Annotated in this window: 21 protein-coding genes; 4 read left to right on the plus strand and 17 right to left on the minus strand. The window is 51.3% G+C overall.

Annotated features, from left to right (window positions below; all coding sequences use genetic code 11):
- Positions 1–90 precede the first annotated feature (90 nt).
- Positions 91–657, minus strand: a complete 567-nt coding sequence (locus tag CWE14_RS03115; RefSeq protein ID WP_126798028.1) for a nitroreductase family protein — start codon at positions 655–657, stop codon at positions 91–93.
- A 135-nt stretch (positions 658–792) separates the two neighbouring features.
- Here CWE14_RS03115 and sppA point away from each other — a divergent pair, with 135 nt between their 5' ends.
- Together sppA and ansA are read left to right on the plus strand one after the other, a co-directional pair.
- The gene (gene sppA, locus CWE14_RS03120) at positions 793–2,658 is read left to right on the plus strand and encodes a signal peptide peptidase SppA (protein ID WP_126798029.1); all 1,866 of its coding nucleotides are present in this window, start codon (positions 793–795) and stop codon (positions 2,656–2,658) included.
- Between the two features lie 59 nt (positions 2,659–2,717).
- Positions 2,718–3,719: an asparaginase gene (gene ansA / locus CWE14_RS03125; RefSeq protein ID WP_126798164.1), complete on the plus strand. Its 1,002-nt coding sequence runs from the start codon at positions 2,718–2,720 to the stop codon at positions 3,717–3,719.
- Between the two features lie 7 nt (positions 3,720–3,726).
- Here the strand turns inward: ansA and CWE14_RS03130 are convergent, their stop codons facing one another.
- From CWE14_RS03130 to yceD, 14 genes are all read right to left on the minus strand, one after another.
- Positions 3,727–5,673, minus strand: a complete 1,947-nt coding sequence (locus CWE14_RS03130) for a sensor domain-containing diguanylate cyclase (RefSeq protein ID WP_126798030.1) — start codon at positions 5,671–5,673, stop codon at positions 3,727–3,729.
- Positions 5,674–5,949: 276 nt separating this feature from the next.
- Positions 5,950–6,732, minus strand: coding sequence for a TatD family hydrolase (locus CWE14_RS03135; RefSeq protein WP_126798031.1), 783 nt, complete (start codon positions 6,730–6,732; stop codon positions 5,950–5,952).
- A gap of 46 nt (positions 6,733–6,778) precedes the next feature.
- A complete protein-coding gene (locus CWE14_RS03140) occupies positions 6,779–7,750 on the minus strand; it encodes a DNA polymerase III subunit delta' (protein ID WP_126798032.1) in 972 nt (323 codons plus the stop codon).
- Positions 7,747–8,379, minus strand: coding sequence for a dTMP kinase (gene tmk / locus CWE14_RS03145; protein WP_126798033.1), 633 nt, complete (start codon positions 8,377–8,379; stop codon positions 7,747–7,749). The genes CWE14_RS03140 and tmk overlap by 4 nt, the downstream gene beginning before the upstream one ends.
- On the minus strand, positions 8,376–9,401 hold the full coding sequence (gene mltG / locus CWE14_RS03150) for an endolytic transglycosylase MltG (RefSeq protein ID WP_126798034.1): 1,026 nt from the start codon (positions 9,399–9,401) through the stop codon (positions 8,376–8,378). The genes tmk and mltG overlap by 4 nt, the downstream gene beginning before the upstream one ends.
- A gap of 4 nt (positions 9,402–9,405) precedes the next feature.
- On the minus strand, positions 9,406–10,227 hold the full coding sequence (gene pabC, locus CWE14_RS03155; protein ID WP_157981772.1) for an aminodeoxychorismate lyase: 822 nt from the start codon (positions 10,225–10,227) through the stop codon (positions 9,406–9,408).
- A gap of 15 nt (positions 10,228–10,242) precedes the next feature.
- Positions 10,243–11,481: a beta-ketoacyl-ACP synthase II gene (gene fabF / locus CWE14_RS03160; protein WP_126798036.1), complete on the minus strand. Its 1,239-nt coding sequence runs from the start codon at positions 11,479–11,481 to the stop codon at positions 10,243–10,245.
- Positions 11,482–11,591: 110 nt separating this feature from the next.
- On the minus strand, positions 11,592–11,831 hold the full coding sequence (gene acpP / locus CWE14_RS03165) for an acyl carrier protein (RefSeq protein WP_126787857.1): 240 nt from the start codon (positions 11,829–11,831) through the stop codon (positions 11,592–11,594).
- Positions 11,832–11,958: 127 nt separating this feature from the next.
- On the minus strand, positions 11,959–12,696 hold the full coding sequence (gene fabG, locus CWE14_RS03170) for a 3-oxoacyl-ACP reductase FabG (protein WP_126787855.1): 738 nt from the start codon (positions 12,694–12,696) through the stop codon (positions 11,959–11,961).
- A complete protein-coding gene (gene fabD, locus CWE14_RS03175; RefSeq protein ID WP_126798037.1) occupies positions 12,696–13,631 on the minus strand; it encodes an ACP S-malonyltransferase in 936 nt (311 codons plus the stop codon). The genes fabG and fabD overlap by 1 nt, the downstream gene beginning before the upstream one ends.
- A 106-nt stretch (positions 13,632–13,737) precedes the next feature.
- The gene (locus CWE14_RS03180; RefSeq protein ID WP_126798038.1) at positions 13,738–14,685 is read right to left on the minus strand and encodes a beta-ketoacyl-ACP synthase III; all 948 of its coding nucleotides are present in this window, start codon (positions 14,683–14,685) and stop codon (positions 13,738–13,740) included.
- 28 nt (positions 14,686–14,713) lie between these two features.
- Positions 14,714–15,757 (minus strand): phosphate acyltransferase PlsX, encoded by a 1,044-nt coding sequence (gene plsX / locus CWE14_RS03185; RefSeq protein ID WP_126798039.1) that lies wholly within the window; start codon positions 15,755–15,757, stop codon positions 14,714–14,716.
- A 5-nt stretch (positions 15,758–15,762) separates the two neighbouring features.
- Complete coding sequence (gene rpmF, locus CWE14_RS03190) at positions 15,763–15,933, minus strand: 50S ribosomal protein L32 (RefSeq protein WP_126787847.1); 171 nt, start codon at positions 15,931–15,933, stop codon at positions 15,763–15,765.
- Positions 15,934–15,953: 20 nt separating this feature from the next.
- Complete coding sequence (yceD, locus tag CWE14_RS03195; RefSeq protein WP_126787845.1) at positions 15,954–16,478, minus strand: 23S rRNA accumulation protein YceD; 525 nt, start codon at positions 16,476–16,478, stop codon at positions 15,954–15,956.
- A gap of 136 nt (positions 16,479–16,614) precedes the next feature.
- Here yceD and CWE14_RS03200 point away from each other — a divergent pair, with 136 nt between their 5' ends.
- Complete coding sequence (locus CWE14_RS03200) at positions 16,615–17,211, plus strand: Maf family protein (protein ID WP_126798040.1); 597 nt, start codon at positions 16,615–16,617, stop codon at positions 17,209–17,211.
- 5 nt (positions 17,212–17,216) lie between these two features.
- On the opposite strand, the gene CWE14_RS03205 is transcribed toward CWE14_RS03200, so the two are convergent.
- Together CWE14_RS03205 and rluC are read right to left on the minus strand one after the other, a co-directional pair.
- Entirely contained in the window at positions 17,217–17,858 is a 642-nt protein-coding gene (locus CWE14_RS03205) for an HAD family hydrolase (protein WP_126798041.1), read from the minus strand.
- Positions 17,859–17,866: 8 nt separating this feature from the next.
- Positions 17,867–18,823: a 23S rRNA pseudouridine(955/2504/2580) synthase RluC gene (rluC, locus tag CWE14_RS03210; RefSeq protein WP_198675662.1), complete on the minus strand. Its 957-nt coding sequence runs from the start codon at positions 18,821–18,823 to the stop codon at positions 17,867–17,869.
- 446 nt (positions 18,824–19,269) lie between these two features.
- Here rluC and rne point away from each other — a divergent pair, with 446 nt between their 5' ends.
- Positions 19,270–22,434 (plus strand): ribonuclease E, encoded by a 3,165-nt coding sequence (gene rne / locus CWE14_RS03215; protein ID WP_126798042.1) that lies wholly within the window; start codon positions 19,270–19,272, stop codon positions 22,432–22,434.
- Positions 22,435–22,482 lie beyond the last annotated feature (48 nt).

Raw genomic sequence — 22,482 nt, forward strand, 5'->3', positions numbered from 1 at the left:
GCGCATTGTTTGAACCAATGGCAGCAGAATACGGGATACAAATGCGGCTGTAAAGAATTTTTATTCAGTTATTTGATATTAATATTCACTTTATTCATCCAGCTTTAGTCTCGTCCATTGCAACAGCGAGGCTTCGCGTTCAGGTTTGATAGGGGTTGGAACCGCAGGCGTGCCAACATAGAGGAAGCCAACCAGGTCATTGTCGCTACGAATACCAAGTCCTTTCTTAACCACTGTCGATTCAGCGTAAGACCCTGTGCGCCAGATAGCACCATAGTCCAGCGCAAAGCAGGCCTGTTGCATCGCCATCGTTGCACAGGCTGCACTGGCAAACTGTTCTTGCCGTGGCACCGCAGGATGTTCCTTATAATCGGTGCTAACGACAATAATCAACGGCGCTCGTAATGGTAACTGCCCCGCGCGTTCCCGATCGCGAAGATTAAAACCACTCTCCTGCTCGCAGGCTCGCTGAAAGAGCAGACCTAAGTTGACCAATTCATCGCCGGCCAGTAACTGGCAGCGAAACGGCAGCAAATTCATATGATCGGGCACCCGCAATGCAGCCCGTTGAATAAGTTGCAACGCCGCCTCATCCGGAGCCGGTGCAATCAAACGAGGCATTGAAGAGCGCTGGGTCAGTAAGTCTATCGCCTGCATGGGAATCTACCTTGGTAACTAGCTTCGGAAAGCCGCAAACATAGCATAAACGAAGTCTTTTGTTACAAAGTTTAAGCTGTACTAACGCCTTAAGTTGGTTAACATAGACTCCCCTATTTTTACTTGTGGATTCTTATGAAATTATTGCGCAACCTCTTGAGCAAGCTGTGGCGGATCATTAATGCCACGCGAATTGTTTTACTTAATGTAATTTTCTTTGTTCTTTTGATTCTCTTTATTACTGTGTTAAGCACAGGTGAAGATATTCCTGAAGTGCCTGAAGATGGCCTGCTGGTTATAAACCCCCATGGCATCCTGGTTGAAGAAGAAACCTATGTTGCGCCTTTCGATATGTTTTTCCAGGAAGCTTTTAACAGCGGCCCCGAAATTCCTGAAGTGAATGTACATCATTTAGTCGCCACTATTAATGAAGCGATTAACGATGAGCGGATTGGCGGGATTGTCCTCGACCTGCGCCACTTTTCAGGTGGCGGGCTGAGTAAAATGCAAATGGTCGGCGAACGGCTGAATGCGTTTCGTGAAAGTGGCCGCCCTGTCTTTGCAGTTGGAGACTATTACACGCAGAGCCAGTACTACCTGGCAAGCCACGCCGATACTCTGTACCTGAATCCAATGGGCGCGGTCAATATCGAAGGTTTCCATTACTATCAGATGTATTTCAAGAATCTGCTGGAAAAACTTAAGATCAACCAGCACATTTTTCAGGTCGGCCAATATAAGTCGGCGGTCGAGCCTTTCATGCGCGAAGACATGTCCGCCGAAGCCCGGGAAGCGAACCAAGCCTGGTTAAATGAGCTGTGGACACAGTACCTCAACGGTGTTCAATTGCATCGTGACATCGCCCCTGAAATCGCCTCAGGTCGGATTGAAGATTTCATGCGGGTGTTTGAGCGCTCTGGCAACGATCAGGCCCAGATGGCTTTAGACAGCGGTCTGGTTGACCGACTGGCAAGCCGCGAGGAAATGCGGGTTGATTTAATCAATATGGCAGGGCTGGATACAGACAAGAATACCTATCGCCATATTACTCTCGAGGACTACCAGCACGCATTACGTGCTGCCCAACGCCCACAAATTGGTGAAACCGGGCAACCAGAAGTTGCGGTTATTGTCGGTCGTGGCGCGATCATGGACGGCTCACGTCGCGCCGGCGAGATTGGTGGCGATAGTCTGGCCGCTGAACTTCGTGAAGCTCGCCTCAATGACAATGTGAAAGCTGTGGTTTTGCGCATTGACAGCCCTGGTGGCAGTGCCTTTGCCTCAGAGATTATTCGTCAGGAAATCGTCGAACTGCGTGAAGCCGGTAAACCAGTAGTAGCCTCAATGAGCTCTACTGCGGCATCAGGCGGCTATTGGATCGCAGCAGGTGCCGATGAAATTATTGCAGCACCGACCACCATTACCGGCTCCATTGGTGTCTTTGGCCTGTTCCTTACGTTCGAAGACAGCCTTGAGCATATCGGCGTTAATATGGACGGCCTGTCGACCACTGAAATGCCCTACTTCAACACTGCTAAGCAACTTGAGCCTGCCGCAGAGCAGCTCATTCAGAACTCGATTGAGCAAGTGTACCAACAATTTTTAACCCTGGTTGCGGATGCACGCAACATGACAACCGCTGAAGTTCATGAGGTTGCTCAGGGTCGTGTCTGGACCGGACAGGCAGCACTGGATCTGGGCCTGGTCGACGCGCTGGGTGAAATTGATCTGGCGATAGCCCGCGTTGCGGAGTTAGCCGAGCTGGAAGCGGACAGTTTTAAAGTAAGCTGGCCTGAAACCCACCTTAGCCCTGCAGAAGCCTTCGTGGCTGAAATGTTTGGTACTGCGATGACCTGGCTGCCAGAACGCGAAGCGGCAGTTCAACCATCAGGTCTGGCCGAAAAAGCATTGCTGCAAGTGTGGCAAGATGTGAAAATCCTCAACCAGTTTAATGATCAGGAAGGCGTTTATATGCGCTGCCTGCAATGTAAGGTTGACTAGTGATTTCACAGACTTCTCGTAAGAAGGTTTATATTGCCTACACGGGCGGTACTATCGGGATGAAAAAATCGGCGCAGGGCTATGTCCCTGCGCCGGGATTTCTGACCGAAACCGTCGCCAGCCTTCCCGAATTTACGCGTCCGGAAATGCCCGAGTTTGTCATTCATGAATACAATCCATTAATGGATTCGTCAGATATGGCGCCGGCTGACTGGCAGCGAATCGCCGAAGATATTCAGACTAATTATGCCCATTACGACGCTTTCGTGGTGTTGCATGGCACAGATACCATGGCCTACACCGCGTCCGCATTATCCTTTATGTTTGAAGATCTGGATAAACCAGTCATTATCACGGGGTCCCAGATCCCGTTAGCGGCGTTGCGCTCGGATGGTCAGATCAACCTGTTGAATGCTCTGTATATCGCAGCCTACTACCCTATTCACGAAGTGACGTTGTTTTTTAATAATCGCCTCTTTCGTGGTAACCGCGCTACCAAATCTGACGCCGATGGTTTCGATGCATTTTCATCTCCAAACTGCCCGCCACTGGTTAAAGCAGGCATAGAAATTGAGGTGCTGAACACCGAACTGGCGCAAAATATTAAATCATCCTTACGGGTGCAGTCAGTAACCCCCCAGGACATTGGTGTGGTCACCCTGTATCCGGGGATGAGTCCCGCGATCATCGACAGCCTGGTGCAGCAACCGGTTAAAGCACTGGTTCTGCTCAGCTACGGGGTTGGCAATGCACCTCAAAGTGCTGGATTGCTGGATAGCTTGCGCCGTGCCATTGAGCGACAGGTGGTGGTGCTTAACTGTACACAGTGCTACAAAGGCACAGTGAACATGGAAGGCTATGCGACTGGCAACGCCTTAGCGGATATTGGCGTGATTAGCGGTCATGACATGACCATTGAGGCCGCTTTGACTAAACTGCACTATCTGCTTAGCTGTGATATGCGTGGTCATGATCTGAAAGCTGCGCTGGAACAGTCGTTGCGTGGCGAACTGACCAGTAATCCACCCAATAGACAGGAACGGCTGTTAAAAGACCATTAATCGCTGTCTAATCAGACGCGGTAGCCCACTGATTGCGGCCTGCATGCTTAGCTTCGTAGGCCGCAATATCTGCACGACCCAGCAACATTGCAACCGAACTGTCGTCTTCCTGCAGGGCGGCAACGCCAATGCTGACCGTTACCGGTAAGACAGTCCCTTTAGTATCTTTAAGGTTACCGATCGCACGAACCAGTTCACTGGCAATACGTTCCCCTTGTTGCAACGGACAGTTTGGTAAAAAAATAACGAATTCATCGCCACCAAGACGACCCAACACATCGCTGTCACGGGTAAAGCGACGCAGCATGGCAGCAACATTTTTCAAAATTGAATCGCCAAACGCATGACCGTAGTCGTCATTTAATTGCTTGAAGTTATCCAGATCAAGAGCCAATACCATCAGTGCCTGTTGATTGGAGCGGGCTTCAATAAACAGATTTTGCATCGCTTTTTCGATACCGCGGCGATTCAATAGCCCGGTGAGCGTATCCTCGTGAGCGGCATGGCGCAGGGCTTCAATCTTTTGCTGCTGGGCCGTGATATCAGTGACGGTGCCCACATGGCCAATGCAGAGCCCTTCGGAAAAGACCGGGGCCGTTTCCAGACTCAGCCAAAGCAACTGCCCCTCACTGTGACGCATTTCCAGCTCCAGGCTAAGCGAGGCTTCTTCTTCCAATGCTAAATGAACCCGTTGGGCAAAGCGGTCACGGTGAATACCGCTAAGATGCGGCAAAAAGCCACTTTGCTGCAATTCACGGGCGTTGAAGCCGGTAATCGTGGTTAATCGAGGGTTAACATATTCAATCTGACCAGTTACATCGGCCATAAACAGACCCGCCGACGAGGTTTTCAGGATCTGATCAAGATAGGCCTGGCGCTGCTGCAAGGCATGTTGAGCCGCCTCATTTTGTGCCAACAGGCCATTGAAACGAAAGACTAACTGACGCAGTTCATCCAGGCCCGGTTCGGTAAGCTGGATCAGGCGCCCTTCTTTAATTGCGGATACTTCATTTTGCAGTCTGACTAAGGGGCGTAACGAGGTACGCACGATCCAGGTCAAAAACAGCAAGCTCATGACTATCGTAATTCCCCCCACTATCCATTGCACCCGGCGCAGCTGATGCACTGGCTGCATTGCTTCGGCAAGGCTTAGTGAGGTAACCAGGAACCAATCGCCTCCGGCCAGCGAACGCACAACCTGTATACTTTCGGTACCTTGCGCATCTTCGGTCATACCTGTCTGCTGGCTGGAGTCTGAGATGGCACCTTGCAGAAACTCAAAATCATCCCCCAATGGCATCCCCACCATGCGTGGCTCCGGATGGGCAATAACCTGCGCCTGCCGATTCACAATAGCCACATAGCCGTTACGCCCGATAGGCGTGGTAATAATACGGTTCAGCACCATATTATTATGCAGCGAGAATGCACCCACCACAGCACCGGCAAAGGAGCCGTCAGCATCTCGAACAGGCACCACTGCATTGACAATCAATTCGCTGGTGTAATAGGAGTTCTGCGGGGAGGTAAGAAAATAATCATCGCTTTGCTGAGCACGAAGAAACATGGCATTGCGCTCAATGCTTAGATTTTCATCCAGTGCACCAAGCTTCGGATATTCATCGACCACTCTGCCACGGGCATCAACGACCCACAAATGGTCGAACAGCTGCTTCAGCGCCGCTTCATCTTCAAGCATCGGATGGGTATTGTCCTGCCAACGGCTCAAATTCGCTGCCAGGTTGCGAAGCGCCTCCTGGCGGGTCAGAAGAATCACATCCAGCGTTGTTTTAAAAACGTCTGCGGTTTGCGTAAGTTTAGCTTCAGCCTGCGCTATCAACGTACGCTGCTGCACACTCATTGACACACTGATCAGAATAAGCACAGTCAGAGTGACACACAAACCTACGATCCAATAAAGTCGCGTCGACAAACGACGTGCCACTGATTTCACTACCGTACCTTAATAACTGCTTATATTAGATAAGAATACAGAATGGAGTAGCAGATAAAAAGCGCAGTGAGCAGCTTCTATACTAAATGACCGGGTAAGCTCAACTAATGTTGTCTTTTTTTGCATTATCAGGTTAAAAAACTAGCAAAATATAAACTCTGTTCTACACTCAAATTGTACAAATTCTGCACCAGTTAGCGCACGGCTCAATCCCATTGAGCCATTCCCCTGAGCTCGGGGTCCCCCTGGCCCCGAGCCTTTTTTTTCTGCCCGACGTTAAGCGCCCGCCTTTGCCTGCTGAAAAAGCTCATAGAAGTTATCCTTGGTGACCGCTGCCACTTCTTCAACCTCAATATTTTTTAGCTCAGCAATGCATTTGGCGACTTCAGTTACATAAGCAGGCTGGTTCTCCTTGCCGCGGTGTGGCACCGGAGCCAGCCAGGGTGCATCAGTTTCTATCAGCAAACGTTGCAATGGCACTGATTTTACCACCTCGCGCAGTTCAGAGGCGCTGGCAAAGGTGACAATGCCGGAAATCGAGATATAGAAATCAAGTTCCAGTGCTCGCTCGGCCATCCACTGATTTTCGGTAAAGCAATGCAGCACGCCACGACATTGCTCAGCACGCCCTTCTTTGAGCATCGCAATAGTGTCCTCGCGAGCGTCGCGGGTGTGGATAATCAATGGCTTGTTTACCTGGTTGGCAAGTTCAATATGCTTAGCAAAACTTTCCTGCTGGGTGTGGTGATTGTCTTTATCATAGTAGTAATCCAGCCCGGTCTCACCCACCGCTACCACATCGTCTCGCTGGCAAATAGTGGTTAGTTCGTCGTAGTCGACGCGATTCTTAGCTACATACAAGGGGTGAAGGCCGCAGGACATACTAATGTTAGAGCGACCAGCTATCAGCTCGGCCATCGGATAGAAGTCATCCAGGGTTACGCCAACACAAAGCATATGCTCAACCTTGGCAGCCGCTGCATCATTCAGTACCGTCTCAAGACCGAGCTCTTCGACGCGCTTTATTTTATCCAGGTGACAATGGGAATCTACAAACATAATAAGGGCTTCCACTTCATTTAGAATGGCTACTGCTAGTCAACTATCAACGCTGAGCAAGCTGGCGCAGCTGATTTAGCAATTGCTGAATAGCCAGCTGCGTATTGAGGCCGCTTTGCTGGCGCAGACGCGCTCTTAACTGATGACACTGTTGTAAGAAATCATTCAGCGCCGAGGTTGCAACCGGTTCCCGGGTGTCCCCTACAAGCCCGCTTTGCATCAGGCCATCCGCGTCGATCAGCAGGCTTTCATTATGTGTCTGCTGATAGCACAACGTATCACGCAGTAAACGTTCCATATCATCGAGTGCGCCCAGAGCGCCTTCTTTACTCGCCCAGGACTTTGTATCCGGTGTCTCTCCACCAAGCACACCAGCCATGCTATTGGCGCTTTGCAATGTACCCTGACCAAGCCGCTCCAGCGCGGTCAGGGGCGCATCACACCAGACTCGCAAGGTCTCAGTCGCATTCACCGGCTGCTCCCCATATTGGGTTAGCCACTGTGCTAGCTGGGTTATACCCGGACGGGTGACTGGGTAATACTGCAAGCGACTGCGGATCGTTGGTAACAGCGCCTGATAACGCCGACTGGCGACAATAATAGTAGTCGCTGCGGGGGGTTCCTCGAGTGTTTTTAACAAGGCATTGGCAGCCGCCACGGTAAGTTTTTCCGCTTCGGCTATCACCGCAACTTTATGACCGCCCTGATTGGCCGAGGTACTGAGACGCTGTTGCAACTGGCGAATCGCATCAACTCCAATGCTACTGTCATCATTGTCGCCGATACGGTGGTAATCCGGGTGTCCCTGAGCATGCCACAACAAACAGCTTTTACACTGCCCGCAGGCTTTCATCTGCCCCTCTGAGTGCTGGCATAACAGCCACTGGCTGAGCTGGTCGAGCAAACGATCGCTGCCAAGCTGAGGGTTCCAGATTATCGCCAAACCATGGCTTAAGCGCTGATTCTGCGCCGCCTGCATTAAGGCTTGCCAGGTCGCTCGTAACCAGGGTAGTTTCATGCGCTTGATAAACCCTGCAAAAATTGTTCAACCTGCTGACGAATACTTGCACTTACCTCATGCAACGGCTGGCCCGCATCAATCACCTTAATCGTCGGGTCTTCGCTGGCCAGCTCGAGGTAGCGGTTACGGGTCCGTTGAAAAAAACTGATGTCTTCCTGTTCGATACGGTCCAACTGGCCACGGCCTAGCGCGCGCTGAAGCCCTACTTCGGGCTGAATATCCAGATACAGGGTTAACGACGGCTTAAAATCACCTAAGGTAATATCCCGCAATGCCTGCAGTTTGGCGCGCCCCAACTGGCGCCCTCCGCCCTGATAGGCCTGTGATGACAAGTCATGGCGGTCACCAACGACCCAGGTGTCCGCTGCCAGGTTTGGCTTAATTACATTTTCCACCAACTGCAAACGGGCCGCATACATAATGAGTAGTTCAGCATCTGCGCTGACCGTTTCCTCCCAGTCTCCCTTGACCAGCTCGCGCAACGCTTCGGCCATAGGAGTACCGCCAGGCTCGCGAACATGGACATGGCGGATCCCGGCCTGGTTGAGGACCTCTTCAAGGCAAGCAACAGCCGTGCTCTTACCCGCGCCTTCAAGACCTTCGATGACAATAAACTGACCGCTCATTGGTTCCTCTGATACTGATAAACCGCCCGGTTATGTTCTTCCAGCGTACGCGAAAATATATGCTGACCATCGTTGCTACTGACAAAATAGAAATAGTCCGATTGCTCCGGGTTCAGGGTTGCGCGGATCGCTTCGTAGCCCGGCATCGCAATCGGTGTTGGTGGTAAACCATTAATTCGGTAAGTGTTGTAAGGCGTATACTGGTTTATATCAGAGCGGTAAATAACGCCCCGATAATCATCCCCCAGCCCATAAATAATGGTCGGGTCCGACTGCAGTCGCATCCCGGTGTGGAGCCGGTTTACAAATACCGAGGCAACTAAACCTCGCTCATGCGTCGCACCCGTTTCTTTTTCCACAATGGATGCCAGAATCAGTGCCTGATACGGAGCGCTTATCGGCAACCCGTCTTGTCGCTCAGCCCATAATTCGTCAAGGGTTTGCTGCATTCGGCCATACGCCTGACGCAGCAACTGCAGATCCGTAGTGCCTGCGGTAAAACGATAGGTGTCGGGAAAGAAAAGTCCTTCCGGATGTTGTGCTGGCGCATCCGGATCAATCATCGCGACAATATCCTGGTCAGTGAGGCCCTCAGTCACCGTTTCCAGATAATCGTGCGTAGCAAGCTGATCGCGCCACTGACTAAATTCACTGCCTTCGATAAAGGTCATTTGAAACAAGTGCTGTTGTCCGTTCACCACCCGGTGCCAAATCGAACGTGGGCTATCGGCCGGGTGTACGGCATAGACACCGGCGCGGATATGGTCGGCATTCATAAACAAGCGCGCCGCCACATAATTCATCAGGCTGTGTTCTATATAGCCTTCGGCTGCCAGCTTTTCTGTCAGTTGACGACCGTTAGAACCACGCGGCACTTCGAACAACACAGGCGAAAACAGATCGGCTTCCTGCATGGTGACGCGGGGTTGATTAAACCACCAATAAAGCGCAGCAACCGATCCCCCGGCCAGTAATGCGCCCAGCACCAACAGAATCAAAATATACTTCAGTAGTCGTGCCATGCTGTTAACGGCCCTCATTTAAGCGCGTAGTAAGTTGGTCTGGATAGTCCGCGGTCTGGGGTAATCGCCGGCCCATTATGGTGTGAACCGGTACCAGCCCCATCAGCGAGTTACAAATAAAGGCCTGTTCAGCCTGCTGCAGGTGGTGCAGTGGATAATCGCCCTGCGCGACCGAGTTGTGAGCGAGCAACTCAGCCCGTACTACACCTTTGATACCACTTTTATCAAGTTTGCTAGTGTACCAAGTATTGTGGCGCCGCCAAAACAGATTTGACGCTGTGCTTTCACAGACAAAACCGTTGCTGTCACAGACAATTAACTCATCCGCGTTGTCCGTCTCGGCCAACTCCTGCTTCAGCAGTACTTGTTCCAGACGATTCAAGGTTTTTAATCCAGCGAGCATAGGTTGAATCGCAAGGGTCTGTTGGCTCAGTTGTAGCGCGATGCCCTGTCGTCGCCATTCAGCATAATGCGCTGGTACCGCCATGCGGCTCAAAATACGCTGGGGTTGACTGGTTGCCGGCGCCTGGTAACCCCGGCCGCCTGTGCCCCGGGTCAGCGTAATACGTACCCCGCACTCTGCGCTGTCTGCTCCAAGTTGACGACACTCCTGCAAACATTGCTGCATAAGCAAACGACTATCAGCCAATTCAAAACGCAGGCGTTGCGCGGTGAGCAGTAAACGCTGCTGATGACGCTCCCAAAGCTGAGGCTCGCCATCGAGCAGGCGGATGGTGGTAAAAAAACCGTCGCCATACAACAACCCCCGATCCTGCAATGCAATGGACTCGGCAGGTTTGCCATTCAGCAGGATTTGCGTCAACACAGGCTCCTTTAACAGCTAGACTCGGCTAAATAGCAACGAGCCATTGGTACCACCAAAGCCGAAAGAATTACATAAGCTGACATCAAATGCCAGATCCCGTGCCGTATGTGGCACATAGTCTAAATCACAGTCAGCGTCCGGATTGTCCAGGTTAATGGTCGGTGGCACTTTTTGGTAATACAGCGACTGAATACTGAAAATGGCCTCAACTGCCCCTGCAGCCCCAAGCAAATGACCGGTCATCGACTTTGTCGAGCTTACCGGGATTTGATATGCAGCCTCGTTGAATACCGACTTAATCGCCTGGGTTTCAGCAATATCTCCTGCCCCGGTCGAGGTGCCGTGGGCATTGATGTAACCAACTTGCTGCGGGTTGATGCCTGCGTCGTGCAACGCATTATTCATTGACGCGGCGGCACCACGGCCATCGGCCGGTGGCAGGGTCATATGATAGGCATCTGAACTCATTCCGAAACCAGTTAGTTCGGCGTAAATCCGGGCTCCGCGTTTTTTCGCCTGTTCGTACTCTTCCAGCACTACCACACCAGCGCCATCACCGAGCACAAAGCCATCACGGTCGGCATCAAAAGGACGGCTGGCAGCCTGAGGGTCATCGTTCCGCGTGGAGAGTGCCCGTGCAGCATTAAAGCCGCCAATACCTAGCTCAGTGGAGGCTTTTTCAGCGCCCCCTGCCAGCATAACGTCGGCATCGCCGTAGGCAATCATACGAGCCGCCTGACCAATGTTATGCACACCTGTGGTACAGGCAGTTACAATCGCCAGACTGGGGCCAGTGATACCATAATGCATCGACAGCTGACCCGATAACATATTCGTGATCGAGGCAGGTATGAAAAACGGCGATACTCGACGGGGGCCGCTGTTTAGTAATTTAGTGTGATTTTCTTCAATACCAAGAATTCCGCCAATGCCTGAGCTGACCATCACGCCAATGCGATGACGGTTGTGATCGGTAATTTCAAGACCTGCATCAGCGACCGCTTCCATCCCCGCAACCACGCCGTACTGGATAAACACATCCATTTTCTTGGCATCTTTTGCCGACATATACTGCGACACATCGAAGTCTTTAACCAGACAGGCAAACTTAGTGGCAAAAGCACTGGTGTCAAAGTGTTCTATCGGGCCCGCCCCAGAGCGCCCGTCAAGTAAGGCAGACCAGGTTGAATCAGCATTCAGGCCGAGCGGCGTTACCATACCTAACCCAGTGACTACCACGCGTCGTTTTGTCATTGCCACGTCCCCGTTATTTTTATAGTTCTATCTTATAGCTCGAATTACTTGAATTGCAGACACAAAAAAAGGCGGAATATAAGCATTCCGCCTTTTTTTACCGGAACTGCTTAGTCTTCAGAATGAGCAGATACGTAATCAATTGCAGCCTGAACAGTGCGGATTTTCTCTGCTTCTTCGTCAGGAATTTCAGTTTCGAATTCTTCTTCCAGTGCCATCACCAGTTCAACGGTGTCCAGAGAATCGGCGCCCAGGTCATTTTCAAAAGAAGCTTCAAGCTTTACTTCTTCTTCTTTAACGCCCAGTTGCTCAACGATAATTTTTTTTACGCGTTCTTCGATAGTGCTCATTGTTATCCCTCAAATAGGTATAGCTCGTCTTAATTTGCGAGTAGTGTAGTAAAACCAAGCATCAGTTAAAAGCAAAAATTGCCCTTTCAACACGAGGTCTTACCTCGCAAGGGCAATTTTTCACCCGTTAAACCATGCTCATACCGCCATTTACATGAATGGTTTCGCCTGTAATGTAGGCTGCGCCTGGCGATGCTAAAAATACGACTGCCGCCGCAATTTCTTCGGGCTTGCCTAAACGAGCGGCCGGAATACCGCTAAAAATGCTCTCTTTTTGCTCGTCAGTCAAGGCCTTGGTCATATCAGTGTCGATAAAACCCGGTGCAACAGCATTTACAGTGACGCCGCGCGCTGCAATTTCTTTGGCTAACGACTTGGTAAAGCCGACTAAACCAGCTTTGGCTGCACAATAATTGGCCTGCCCCGGGTTCCCTGTTGTTCCAACCACTGAACCGATATTAATAATACGCCCATTGCGTTTTTTCATCATCCCACGCATGACCGCTTTGCAAGTCCGGAATACCGACGTCAGGTTGGTATTCAGTACCTCATTCCAGTCATCTTCTTTCATCCGCATCAGCAGATTATCTTTCGTGATACCGGCGTTATTGACCAGAATATCAAGCCCGCCATGGACTTTCTGAATTTCGCTGATGACCTGCTCGACTGAGGCTGCATCAGCGACGTTCAGAACCATCCCTGTGCCCTTCTCACCCAGGTAGTCACTAATTGCCTGAGCACCCTTCTCTGAAGTTGCAGTACCCACAACAAAGGCACCCTGCTCAGCTAACGCTTCGGCAACGGCACGACCGATACCACGGCTCGCACCCGTTACCAGCGCGACTTGTTCATTTAATGAAAACATTAACTCTCCTGCTCCTGTAAAAACTGTTGCACCGACGCTGCATCGTTTACTGCGCTGGCATTTAACGATTTATCAATCCGTTTGCATAAACCGGTTAATACTTTACCTGGACCGAATTCATAAATCTCGGTAATACCTTCAGCGGCAATTGCCTGCATGATTTGTGTCCAGCGAACCGGTGAATAAAGCTGCGCCACCAGATTGTCGGCGATATGCTCAGCCTGTGCTTCGCTCACATCCACGTTATGCAATACGCGAACCGCTGGCTTGTTAATACTGATATCTTTTAACTCTGAAGCCAGGGTTTCAGCCGCGGGCCGCATCAACTCACAATGCGACGGCACACTGACCGGTAACGGCAATACCCGTTTAGCACCCGCCTCTTTACAGCCATCCGCTGCTCTGGCTACTGCCTCTTTGCTCCCCGCGATCACCACCTGACCCGGCGAGTTGTAATTCACCGCCGCGACAACATCGCCCTGCGCAGCGTCAGCACAGGCTTGTTCAATCGCCGCGTCGTCGAGGCCAATCACCGCCGCCATAGCGCCGGTGCCCTCTGGCACTGCTTTTTGCATTGCCTGACCGCGCAGCTGAACTAATTTAATAGCCTGTTGGAAATCCAGCGCACCTGCACAGACTAACGCAGAATATTCACCCAGGCTATGTCCTGCCATTATCGCAGGCTTACTGACCCGATCTTCAACACAGCGGTAGATGGCCACGCTGGCTGCCAGTAATGCCGGCTGGGTAAATTCAGTCTGGTTGAGCTTGTCTTCAGGGTTGGACTGAACCAGATCCCACAAGTCATAACCCAGCACATCGGATGCCTGGGCAAAGGTTTGCTTCACTTCATCGTACTCGTCAGCCAGATCAGCCAACATACCAGCGGTCTGTGATCCCTGACCGGGAAACACAAGTGCGTATCGTTCTGCCATAAAGCCTCATTGTTGTTCGTTTAGGTTAATCGCTTTCGTTTATTCGTTTCTGCGGTGCGGACACCTCAATCTATGGGGGCGGAGACCCGGATTTCAATACTCTACTTTAATACTCAACAAGAGCAGAACCCCAGGCAAAGCCGCCGCCGAATGCTTCCAATAATAGCCGCTGGCCGCGCTGAACGCGACCATCACGTACTGCAACATCGAGCGCAATAGGTACTGATGCTGCGGAGGTATTGCCGGTATACTCCAGCGTCATCACCACCCGTTCCATTGGCATACTGAGTTTCTTTGCTGTCGCCTCGATGATGCGTCGGTTGGCCTGATGCGGAATCAACCAGTCGAGATCAGCCTTGGTCATACTATTATGCTGCAAGGTTTCACTGACCAGTTCACTTAACTTACTGACCGCTACTTTGAAAACCTCGGAGCCCTTCATATACAACCAGGCTTCATCGTCGACGCTTGGCGTATGACCAGAGCCAAGTAAACTGGCGAACTCGCCGGCACTGTGCAAATGGGTCGAGAGCACACCTGGCTCATCGCTGGCACTTAATACCATGGCACCGGCACCATCACCGAATAAAACAATGGTGTTGCGATCATTCGGGTTGCATAAGCGGGCAAGTACATCCGCGCCAACCACCAAAATATGTTTTGCCTGCCCATTGCGTATGTACTGATCGGCGATACTCATGGCAAACATGAAACCCGCACAGGCAGCCCCTACGTCAAAGGCAGGAATATTAGTAACCCCAAGAGCATGCTGCAACTCGCAGGCAGCACTCGGAAAGGCGCGCTCGGCGGAGGTGGTCGCGACTACAATCATATCCAGTTGTTCAGCGCTGAGCCCGGCCGCCTCAAGGGCCTGCTGGCAAGCCGGCACGCTCATAGAGACGACTGACTCAGAGAGGTCCGCAATACGTCGTTCACGGATGCCGGTGCGTTCGCGGATCCATTGGTCTGAGGTGTCGACGCGCTGTTCTAAATCCAGATTGGTCAAGCGCGTGGCAGGCAGAAAATGCCCAGTTCCAGAAATTCGTGCGTACATAGCGCTCACTGTCCCAGCTTAGCGCTACTCAATCTCGTTGGTCGGTAACCCGTTCGAGCAGCGCATCTTCAATTCGGTCATGAATAAGACTGGGGAGATCCGCCGCGGCTTCGTCAATGGCGTGAGAAATCGCGCTAAAATAGGCGTTCGCAGAAGCATTCCCATGGCTTTTCATGACCACTCCGCGCAATCCTAACAGACTAGCACCGTTATACTGGTCGGGGTTGAGCCATTGCCAGGATTTACGATGGCGACGGAACAGCAGTTTAGCCACCAGCTTGGTAAAGAAATGACCGCTGAAGCTCTTGCGCAGGTTATCGTATAGCAGCTCAGCCAGGCCTTCACAGCTTTTAAGCGCTATATTGCCGGTAAAGCCGTCACAGACAATGACATCCGCCGTCGACGAGAAAAGGTCGTTACCTTCCACAAAACCAATGTAATTCACATGGGTCGAGGCCTTAAGCAGCTGAGCGGCGTGTTTAACCACATCATGCCCTTTGAGGTCTTCCCGCCCCATGTTAAGAAGAGCAACCCGGGGTTGCGCCTGCTTATTTACCTGCTGCGCCATGACAGAGCCCATTACCGCAAACTGACACAGGGTTTCTGCATCACAGGTCGGATTCGCGCCGAGATCGAGCAACAGGCTTTGACCACCATCCTGTTGCGGCAGCGATGCCACCAGAGCTGGTCGTAAGACACCAGGCAAGGTTTTCAGGGTAAGGTAGGACATCGCCATTAAGGCACCAGTATTACCGGCACTGACGCATCCCTGAGCGGTTCCGTTATGAACCAGTTCGAGCACGCCACGCATCGACGAATCCGGCTTGGCACGAAGCACCGCACTGGGTTTGTCGTCCATCGCCACGACTTGACTGGCGTGTTGCATAGAAACGCGGGAAGATGCCACAACTTTAGGATAGCGTTGCAACAATGGAGTCAGGACGGCTTCATCACCGACCAGAATAAAATGTACATGCGTAAACGAAGACAGCGCTCTTTCGAGCGCTGTCACCACGATGCCGGGGCCTTGATCACCCCCCATCGCGTCTAACGCAATGGTTAGTTCAGTCATACGCCTTACTTGGCGATAACTTGCTTGCCTTTGTAATAGCCGTCAGCAGTCACATGGTGACGACGATGCGTTTCACCAGAGGTTGAATCCACCGACAGTGTAGGCCCGCTCAGCGCATCGTGTGAACGACGCATGCCACGTCTTGAACGTGTCTTTTTGCTTTTTTGTACAGCCATTTACCCTATCTCCTAACTATTTACTTTCGTTTTAAACCTTGTAACACCGCGAACGGGTTGGCTTTCTCTTCTGCCTCAGGCGGAAGGTCACCAAACGTCATGGCATCACGGTCAACTTCACAATCTTCCTGCGCATGCATGGCTACGATTGGCATTTCCAGAAGAAGTTCATCTTCCACAACATCGTGCAACATAACTTCACCAAGCTCATTCAACTCCACAGCCTCATAGGCTTCTGGCAAGTTCTCTTCGGTCTGGCGCTTCGTAATGGGCGCATAGGCGAAGTCACTTACTAAGTGAATTTGCATCGGCTGGTTGCAGCGTTGACATATAACATCAACGGTTACTTCCGCATGACCTGCGAAATAACTAACACGTTGCTGATCAATATCAAACCGTAGCGACACCGCAATATCTTGTGGTGTGTTTATGAGTGCTTCCCCTAAACGCTGCATATTACCTGCTGGCACAAGGCCATCGTAGGTCAACTGCTTCTGTGCGCTTTTAACGGGGTCTACCGATATCGGTATTCGAACCTTTTGCATAGCGCGCGAATGATATAGCCTGTCAGGCCTGGAGTCAAAAGAAATTCGTGAGCGGACAAGGTTTTCGCTACACTATGTCGGCTTTTTACACACACACCTACATTGACACCTTTCATTTGTGGAGCACCGATTAAACATGTCACACCCGCTACCCATTGTACTCGCTTCCAGCTCACCCTATCGTAAGGCCTTATTAGAGAAGCTTGGTCTGTCCTTTAGTTGTCAGTCGCCCGATATCGATGAAGCTCGGTTGGCGGATGAATCACCGCGCCAATTGGTGGCCCGGCTTGCTGCTGCAAAAGCCAAAGCGCTTAAAGAAGCCTTTCCCGCTCATCTAATTATTGGCTCCGATCAGGTCGCAGTGCTGGATAACGACAGCGCTATTCTTGGTAAACCAGGTAATAAAGACAATGCGATTGCACAATTGCAACGTTGCAGTGGGCAAACAGTGACGTTTTTAACCGGCCTCTCTTTATATAACAGTAAGAGTGACCGTATAGATACGCTGGTTGAACCCTATGAAGTTGGGTTCAGAACCTTATCTGAACGAGAAATTGAATCCTACGTAGATAAGGAAGAACCTTATAACTGCGCTGGCAGCTTTAAAAGTGAAGGTCTTGGGATTGCTTTATTTGACTATTTGCATGGCGATGACCCCAATGCCCTGATTGGTCTGCCTTTAATAAGGCTGCTGCAACTACTCCGCCAGCAAGGTGCTGACGTACTCGCTTAACTGGCTTATAAATGCTGGCGAAGCTCTGCAACAGCATTGATAATGAGTTTGGGGTTTGCACTTTGCAGACGTTCTTTCGAGTGCACCCCGTAGGTTACACCAATACTATCCACTCCGGCGTTCTGCGCCATCATCAGATCATGAATCGAGTCCCCGACCATCACCGCCTCTTCTTTAGCGAAGCCAGTTTCCTCAAGAATTTCCTCCAGCATCGCCGGGTGAGGTTTTGAAGGAACTTCTTTGGCACAGCGCGAGCTGAGGAAAAAGTGCTCAGTATCACTGGCTAGCCAGGCACGCTGCAAACCAGGGCGTGCTTTGCCGGTTGCAACCGCCAGCTGATAACCACTCTGCTTTAAATAGTCCAAAGTGGCTGTGGCCCCGTCAAACATTGGCGTCGGCGTGGTGTCCCGCTCCACATAAAAATCACGATAGACGTCAATCAGCGCCTGCTGGGCCTCGTCGCCATGACAATCAAATAAACGCTCAAGGGCGATCGGCAGGCTTAAGCCAATAATATCGTGAATTGCCTCTGTGCTGGGCACCGGGAGCTGACAATGCTGAGCCAGCGATTTCAATGAAGAAACAATTCGAGGTACCGAGTCCATCAAGGTCCCGTCCCAGTCAAAAATTACCAGCTTATACTGCATCGCTTGCCTCAAACCTTGGTTAACTTGTCCAACACCTGAACTAACTCTGCATCAAGGGGCGCCTCGACGGTGGTCCAGTCTTCGCTTTTTGGGTGATAGAAGCTCAATGTTTCTGCGTGCAAAAACAGGCGTTGCAGACCTAATGAACGCATTGCGGCTGAGAATTCCTGGTCACCATACTTGTCATCCATTGCAATCGGGTGGCCCGCCGCCTGGGTATGGACGCGGATTTGATGGGTCCGCCCTGTCACCGGGCTTGCCTGAACCAGGGTCCCTTCGGCGAAACGCTGGCGAATTTTAAACCGCGTTTCCGAGGGTTTCCCTTCACCGTCAACACGCACCATACGTTCGCCACTTTGCAGAACCTGTTTCCTTAATGGTGCCGTCACCGCCCGATCCAACTTGCTCCATTCACCCTGCACCAGTGCCAGATAGATTTTCTTCATCTGCTTTTCACGCAGTTGGGCATTCAGTAAACGTAACATGGAGCGTTTCTTCGCCACCAATAAGCACCCCGAGGTTTCCCGATCGAGACGATGAACCAGTTCCAGGGTGTCACTGCCACGCAGGCTGCGCAGTGCTTCAATTAAACCGAAGCTGATTCCGGAACCGCCATGCACAGCCATCCCGGCAGGCTTATTCACCACCAGCAAATAATCGTCTTCATACAGAATACGATCCGTGAGCTGGCTTACCTGGGCCAGGTTTGGATTGGGCAAATCAGTCGGCGCCGAGACCCGCACGGGCGGAACCCGAACCTGATCCCCAGCTTGCAGTTTGTAGTCTGGTTTGATCCGCTTCTTGTTCACGCGCACTTCGCCTTTGCGTAAAATGCGGTAAATCATGCTCTTAGGCACCCCTTTTAACTGGGTGCGTAAAAAGTTGTCGATGCGCTGGCCAGCCATATCGGCATCGATGTCCAGCCAGCGAACCTGGTGATGTGTATCTTGAGTGCTCTCATTCATGGCGCGCATTCTATTAAACTCTGCTTGTCAAAGCCAGCTAAACCATGCACAATAAGTCATTGGAATGGCTAGCTGTGAGTACCTCGTCAGCATACGGTTAGAGATGTTGATGTGTCAGGTCCCGCAAACAGCATTAAAGTGCGTACATGTTTAATGCTGTGTCGCCACGCTCGGTTCATTCCATAGGTACATATTTCGAAGCAACAGCACCAACACGGCGTAACGTGTGTAGGCTTAGTAAAAAATTTTTACTACACGTTGTTTTCAATTTGAAAGCAACGGGTAGGTAAACAGGCAGCAATGGCAATAATTAGATACCATCGGCAGCCTGTGAGCAGTTGAAAAAGCATATAAAGCAAACAGATACGTGCGTACACAGGCTAAGATTACTGTGTGTCGTGTAGTGTTGTGGCTATTTTCGTAACTTATATGAAGAGTCACAAACTATGAAAAGAATGCTAATCAATGCCACGCAGCAGGAAGAACTCCGCGTTGCGCTGGTCGATGGCCAAAAACTCTATGATCTGGATATCGAAAGCCCAGGTCACGAACAAAAAAAAGCTAATATATACAAAGGTAAGATTACCCGCGTTGAGCCTAGTTTAGAGGCAGCTTTTGTCGATTATGGTGCCGACCGGCACGGTTTCCTCCCCCTTAAAGAAATTGCCCGAACCTACTTCCCTGCAGGTTATAAATTTGATGGCCGTCCGAATATCCGGGAAGTCATTAAAGAAGGCCAGCAAGTTATTGTCCAGGTTGATAAAGAAGAGCGCGGCCAGAAAGGTGCGGCACTAACAACCTTTATCTCCCTGGCGGGTAGCTACCTGGTACTAATGCCGAACAACCCACGTGCCGGTGGTATCTCTCGCCGTATCGAAGGTGACGAGCGCACTCAGTTAAAAGACGCATTATCAACACTGGAACTGCCAGATGGCATGGGCCTTATCGTGCGTACGGCAGGTGTTGGCAAGTCGGCAGAAGAGCTTGCCTGGGATTTAAAAGTATTACGTCACCACTGGCAGGCGATTGAAGAAGCCGCGGAATCGCGCCCTGCTCCGTTCCTGATCCATCAGGAAAGCAATGTCATCTTCCGCGCTATTCGTGATTATCTGCGTCGTGATATCGGCGAGATCCTGATCGATGACGAAACCATATTTGAACGTGCAAAAGAACACATCAACCTGGTCCGCCCTGATTTCGTTCAGCGGGTAAAACTCTACCAGGGCGATGTGCCGTTATTTAATCATTACCAGATCGAATCACAGATCGAATCGGCCTTCCAACGCGAAGTGCGTCTGCCGTCAGGCGGTTCGGTGTCAATTGATCCGACAGAAGCGCTGACCTCTATCGATATTAACTCCGCCAAAGCAACCAAAGGTGGTGATATCGAAGAAACCGCATTGCAAACGAACCTGGAAGCGGCAGAAGAAATCGCCCGCCAGCTTCGGTTACGCGATGTCGGTGGTTTGATCGTGATTGATTTTATCGACATGACCCCGCCACGCCACCAGCGTGAAGTCGAAAACCGTTTAAAAGAAGCGCTTAAGCAGGATCGGGCACGGATCCAGACCGCCCGGATTTCTCGTTTTGGTCTGCTGGAAATGTCTCGTCAGCGTTTACGTCCGTCACTTGGCGAATCATCGAATCACGTTTGCCCGCGCTGTAATGGCCAGGGCACGATTCGTAGTAACGAGTCGCTGGCATTATCAATTCTGCGTTTGATTGAAGAAGAAGCGCTAAAAGACAATACGGCGCAAATCAATGCACAGGTACCCGTTGATGTTGCTACGTACCTGCTGAATGAAAAGCGCGGCTCGGTCAACGACGTTGAAAGCCGCCATAAAGTCAAAGTTCTGATTATTCCAAATCCGAACCTGGACACTCCTCACTTTGACGTGCAGCGTTTACGCCATGATGAGTTAGACGGTGTGCAAAGTATCGAATTAATTAGTCAGAGCGAAGCACGTGGTATTGTTATCACACCAACCAAAGAACGCAGCACGGATGAACCCGCGTTGAAAACTCTGGTTGCACCTGAAGCACCAGCTCCTAAACCGACTGCGGCAGCACCAAGCAGCAAGGTTGCGAGCACACCGTCTTTATTTAGTCGCTTGGCGAAGTGGTTAAAAGCACTGTTTACTGTTGACGAGAGCGATACCAAAACGCAAACGTCATCACGCCAGCAGAGCTCAGAACGCTCTGCCCCATCGCGTAACAACAGCGAGCGTCGCCGCAATAGCAGCAATAACCGTCGAGGTGGAAACCAGAACCGACGTCGTCCTGCCGATAACCGCAATCAGGACAGAAAGTCAGCGAAGCCCGAAAGCAACGGCCGTGATGATGCAACCGAGACGTCGCCAGCCAGCGAACAGTCTTCATCAACTGAGCAAAAGGCAGAGCCGAAAACTCGTAACAGACGCAACCGTCGTCGTAAAAATAGCGACACGCGGACTGATAATCGGGCTGATACTGCAGCCGATAATGCTGCATCGACTTCAGAGTCGGTAGCTGCAGAAAAAAGCGCAAGCAAATCGACCGAGAGCAAGCCGCAAACCGAACAGCTGAAAGAACGCCGTTCGCGTCGCAAACTGGCGAAATCGGTACGTCTTGAATCGCAGCCAGTTCAGGGTGAGCAAGAGGCCTCTTCAGAGACCTCTGCCACTGAGAGCCCGGTTGTCGAAACGAAAACGCCTGCAGCAACCACTAAGCCCGCAGCGACTGTGGTTGAGACTGAAGTTGCTGAAACTGAGAACAAGCAAGCTTCAGAGCCTGAAGCCGTCAACGATAATGCGACTGCACCAGCAGCGAAACCAGCGCAAGCAGCTAGCGAATCGTCTTCTGCCCAGCCGTCTTCAGCAGAGGTTTCAACAGAAGGTAATGCTACAGTAGAGAATGCTGAAGTAGCGAGTGCCGAAGTAGCGAGTGCCGAAGTAGAAAGTACTGACAGTAAACCAGCAAAAGGTGAAAAACGGGACCGTCGCTCACCTCGTCACATGCGAGCAGCCGGACAACGACGTAAGCATGAACGCGAAGAGTCTCAGTCTGTGGATGGCTCACAAAACACTGGTGACAAAGGACAAACTGACACCACTGTTGCTGAAGAAGCCACAAGTGAAGAAAAAGCCCCGTCTTCTGAGCTTAGTGCTGCTGACGTAAATCATAAAGCCGCTACAGCAGAGACAGAGACCACCGCCAGTGACGATCAGGCTAAGGACGACGCGGCTAAGCAGGCTGAAACTGCTGAAGTACAGCCTGAGAAAGCCAAGATTGCTGAGCAAGAAGCAGAAACTAAGGCAGAGAAGACCCCTGCCCCTGAAGCTTCAGTGGATGAAGCTGCGGTTGCTAAGCAAGCAGAGCCAGCCAAGGCACCGGCGACCCCAGTCAAGAAACCTAAGGCTGAAGCTAAAGTAGTACAACCAGCCCGCAATCATGCACGAGCAGAAATGGCGAAAGCATCGCCGTCTGCCTCTGATGACCTGGGTCAGGTTTTATCTGCCGCTCGCATAGAGACCCGCGGTGACTTCCCTCGCCCACAGCAGATAGCCACAGTCACTCAGGCTAAAAATCACGCCACGTCCGGCATGACCAAGTGCACGGTCACGCCTGACTAAAAAGCGTAGCGGTTAGCTAAAAGAAAAAAGCCAGGCCAGCGCCTGGCT

This window comes from Aliidiomarina soli (genome assembly GCF_003986975.1).
GTDB lineage: Bacteria > Pseudomonadota > Gammaproteobacteria > Enterobacterales > Alteromonadaceae > Aliidiomarina > Aliidiomarina soli.

What these genes read in the sequence shown, in the direction of transcription:
- mltG (WP_126798034.1), bottom strand. Translation starts at nt 9,401, where the DNA reads ATGGCACGACTACTGAAGTATATTTTGATTCTGTTGGTGCTGGGCGCA.
- ansA (WP_126798164.1), top strand. Translation starts at nt 2,718, where the DNA reads ATGAAAAAATCGGCGCAGGGCTATGTCCCTGCGCCGGGATTTCTGACC.
- CWE14_RS03200 (WP_126798040.1), top strand. Translation starts at nt 16,615, where the DNA reads ATGTCACACCCGCTACCCATTGTACTCGCTTCCAGCTCACCCTATCGT.
- yceD (WP_126787845.1), bottom strand. Translation starts at nt 16,478, where the DNA reads ATGCAAAAGGTTCGAATACCGATATCGGTAGACCCCGTTAAAAGCGCA.
- fabF (WP_126798036.1), bottom strand. Translation starts at nt 11,481, where the DNA reads ATGACAAAACGACGCGTGGTAGTCACTGGGTTAGGTATGGTAACGCCG.
- sppA (WP_126798029.1), top strand. Translation starts at nt 793, where the DNA reads ATGAAATTATTGCGCAACCTCTTGAGCAAGCTGTGGCGGATCATTAAT.
- fabD (WP_126798037.1), bottom strand. Translation starts at nt 13,631, where the DNA reads ATGGCAGAACGATACGCACTTGTGTTTCCCGGTCAGGGATCACAGACC.
- CWE14_RS03140 (WP_126798032.1), bottom strand. Translation starts at nt 7,750, where the DNA reads ATGAAACTACCCTGGTTACGAGCGACCTGGCAAGCCTTAATGCAGGCG.
- rluC (WP_198675662.1), bottom strand. Translation starts at nt 18,823, where the DNA reads ATGAATGAGAGCACTCAAGATACACATCACCAGGTTCGCTGGCTGGAC.
- acpP (WP_126787857.1), bottom strand. Translation starts at nt 11,831, where the DNA reads ATGAGCACTATCGAAGAACGCGTAAAAAAAATTATCGTTGAGCAACTG.
- CWE14_RS03180 (WP_126798038.1), bottom strand. Translation starts at nt 14,685, where the DNA reads ATGTACGCACGAATTTCTGGAACTGGGCATTTTCTGCCTGCCACGCGC.
- rpmF (WP_126787847.1), bottom strand. Translation starts at nt 15,933, where the DNA reads ATGGCTGTACAAAAAAGCAAAAAGACACGTTCAAGACGTGGCATGCGT.
- tmk (WP_126798033.1), bottom strand. Translation starts at nt 8,379, where the DNA reads ATGAGCGGTCAGTTTATTGTCATCGAAGGTCTTGAAGGCGCGGGTAAG.
- CWE14_RS03205 (WP_126798041.1), bottom strand. Translation starts at nt 17,858, where the DNA reads ATGCAGTATAAGCTGGTAATTTTTGACTGGGACGGGACCTTGATGGAC.
- CWE14_RS03115 (WP_126798028.1), bottom strand. Translation starts at nt 657, where the DNA reads ATGCAGGCGATAGACTTACTGACCCAGCGCTCTTCAATGCCTCGTTTG.
- CWE14_RS03135 (WP_126798031.1), bottom strand. Translation starts at nt 6,732, where the DNA reads ATGTTTGTAGATTCCCATTGTCACCTGGATAAAATAAAGCGCGTCGAA.
- plsX (WP_126798039.1), bottom strand. Translation starts at nt 15,757, where the DNA reads ATGACTGAACTAACCATTGCGTTAGACGCGATGGGGGGTGATCAAGGC.
- rne (WP_126798042.1), top strand. Translation starts at nt 19,270, where the DNA reads ATGAAAAGAATGCTAATCAATGCCACGCAGCAGGAAGAACTCCGCGTT.
- fabG (WP_126787855.1), bottom strand. Translation starts at nt 12,696, where the DNA reads ATGTTTTCATTAAATGAACAAGTCGCGCTGGTAACGGGTGCGAGCCGT.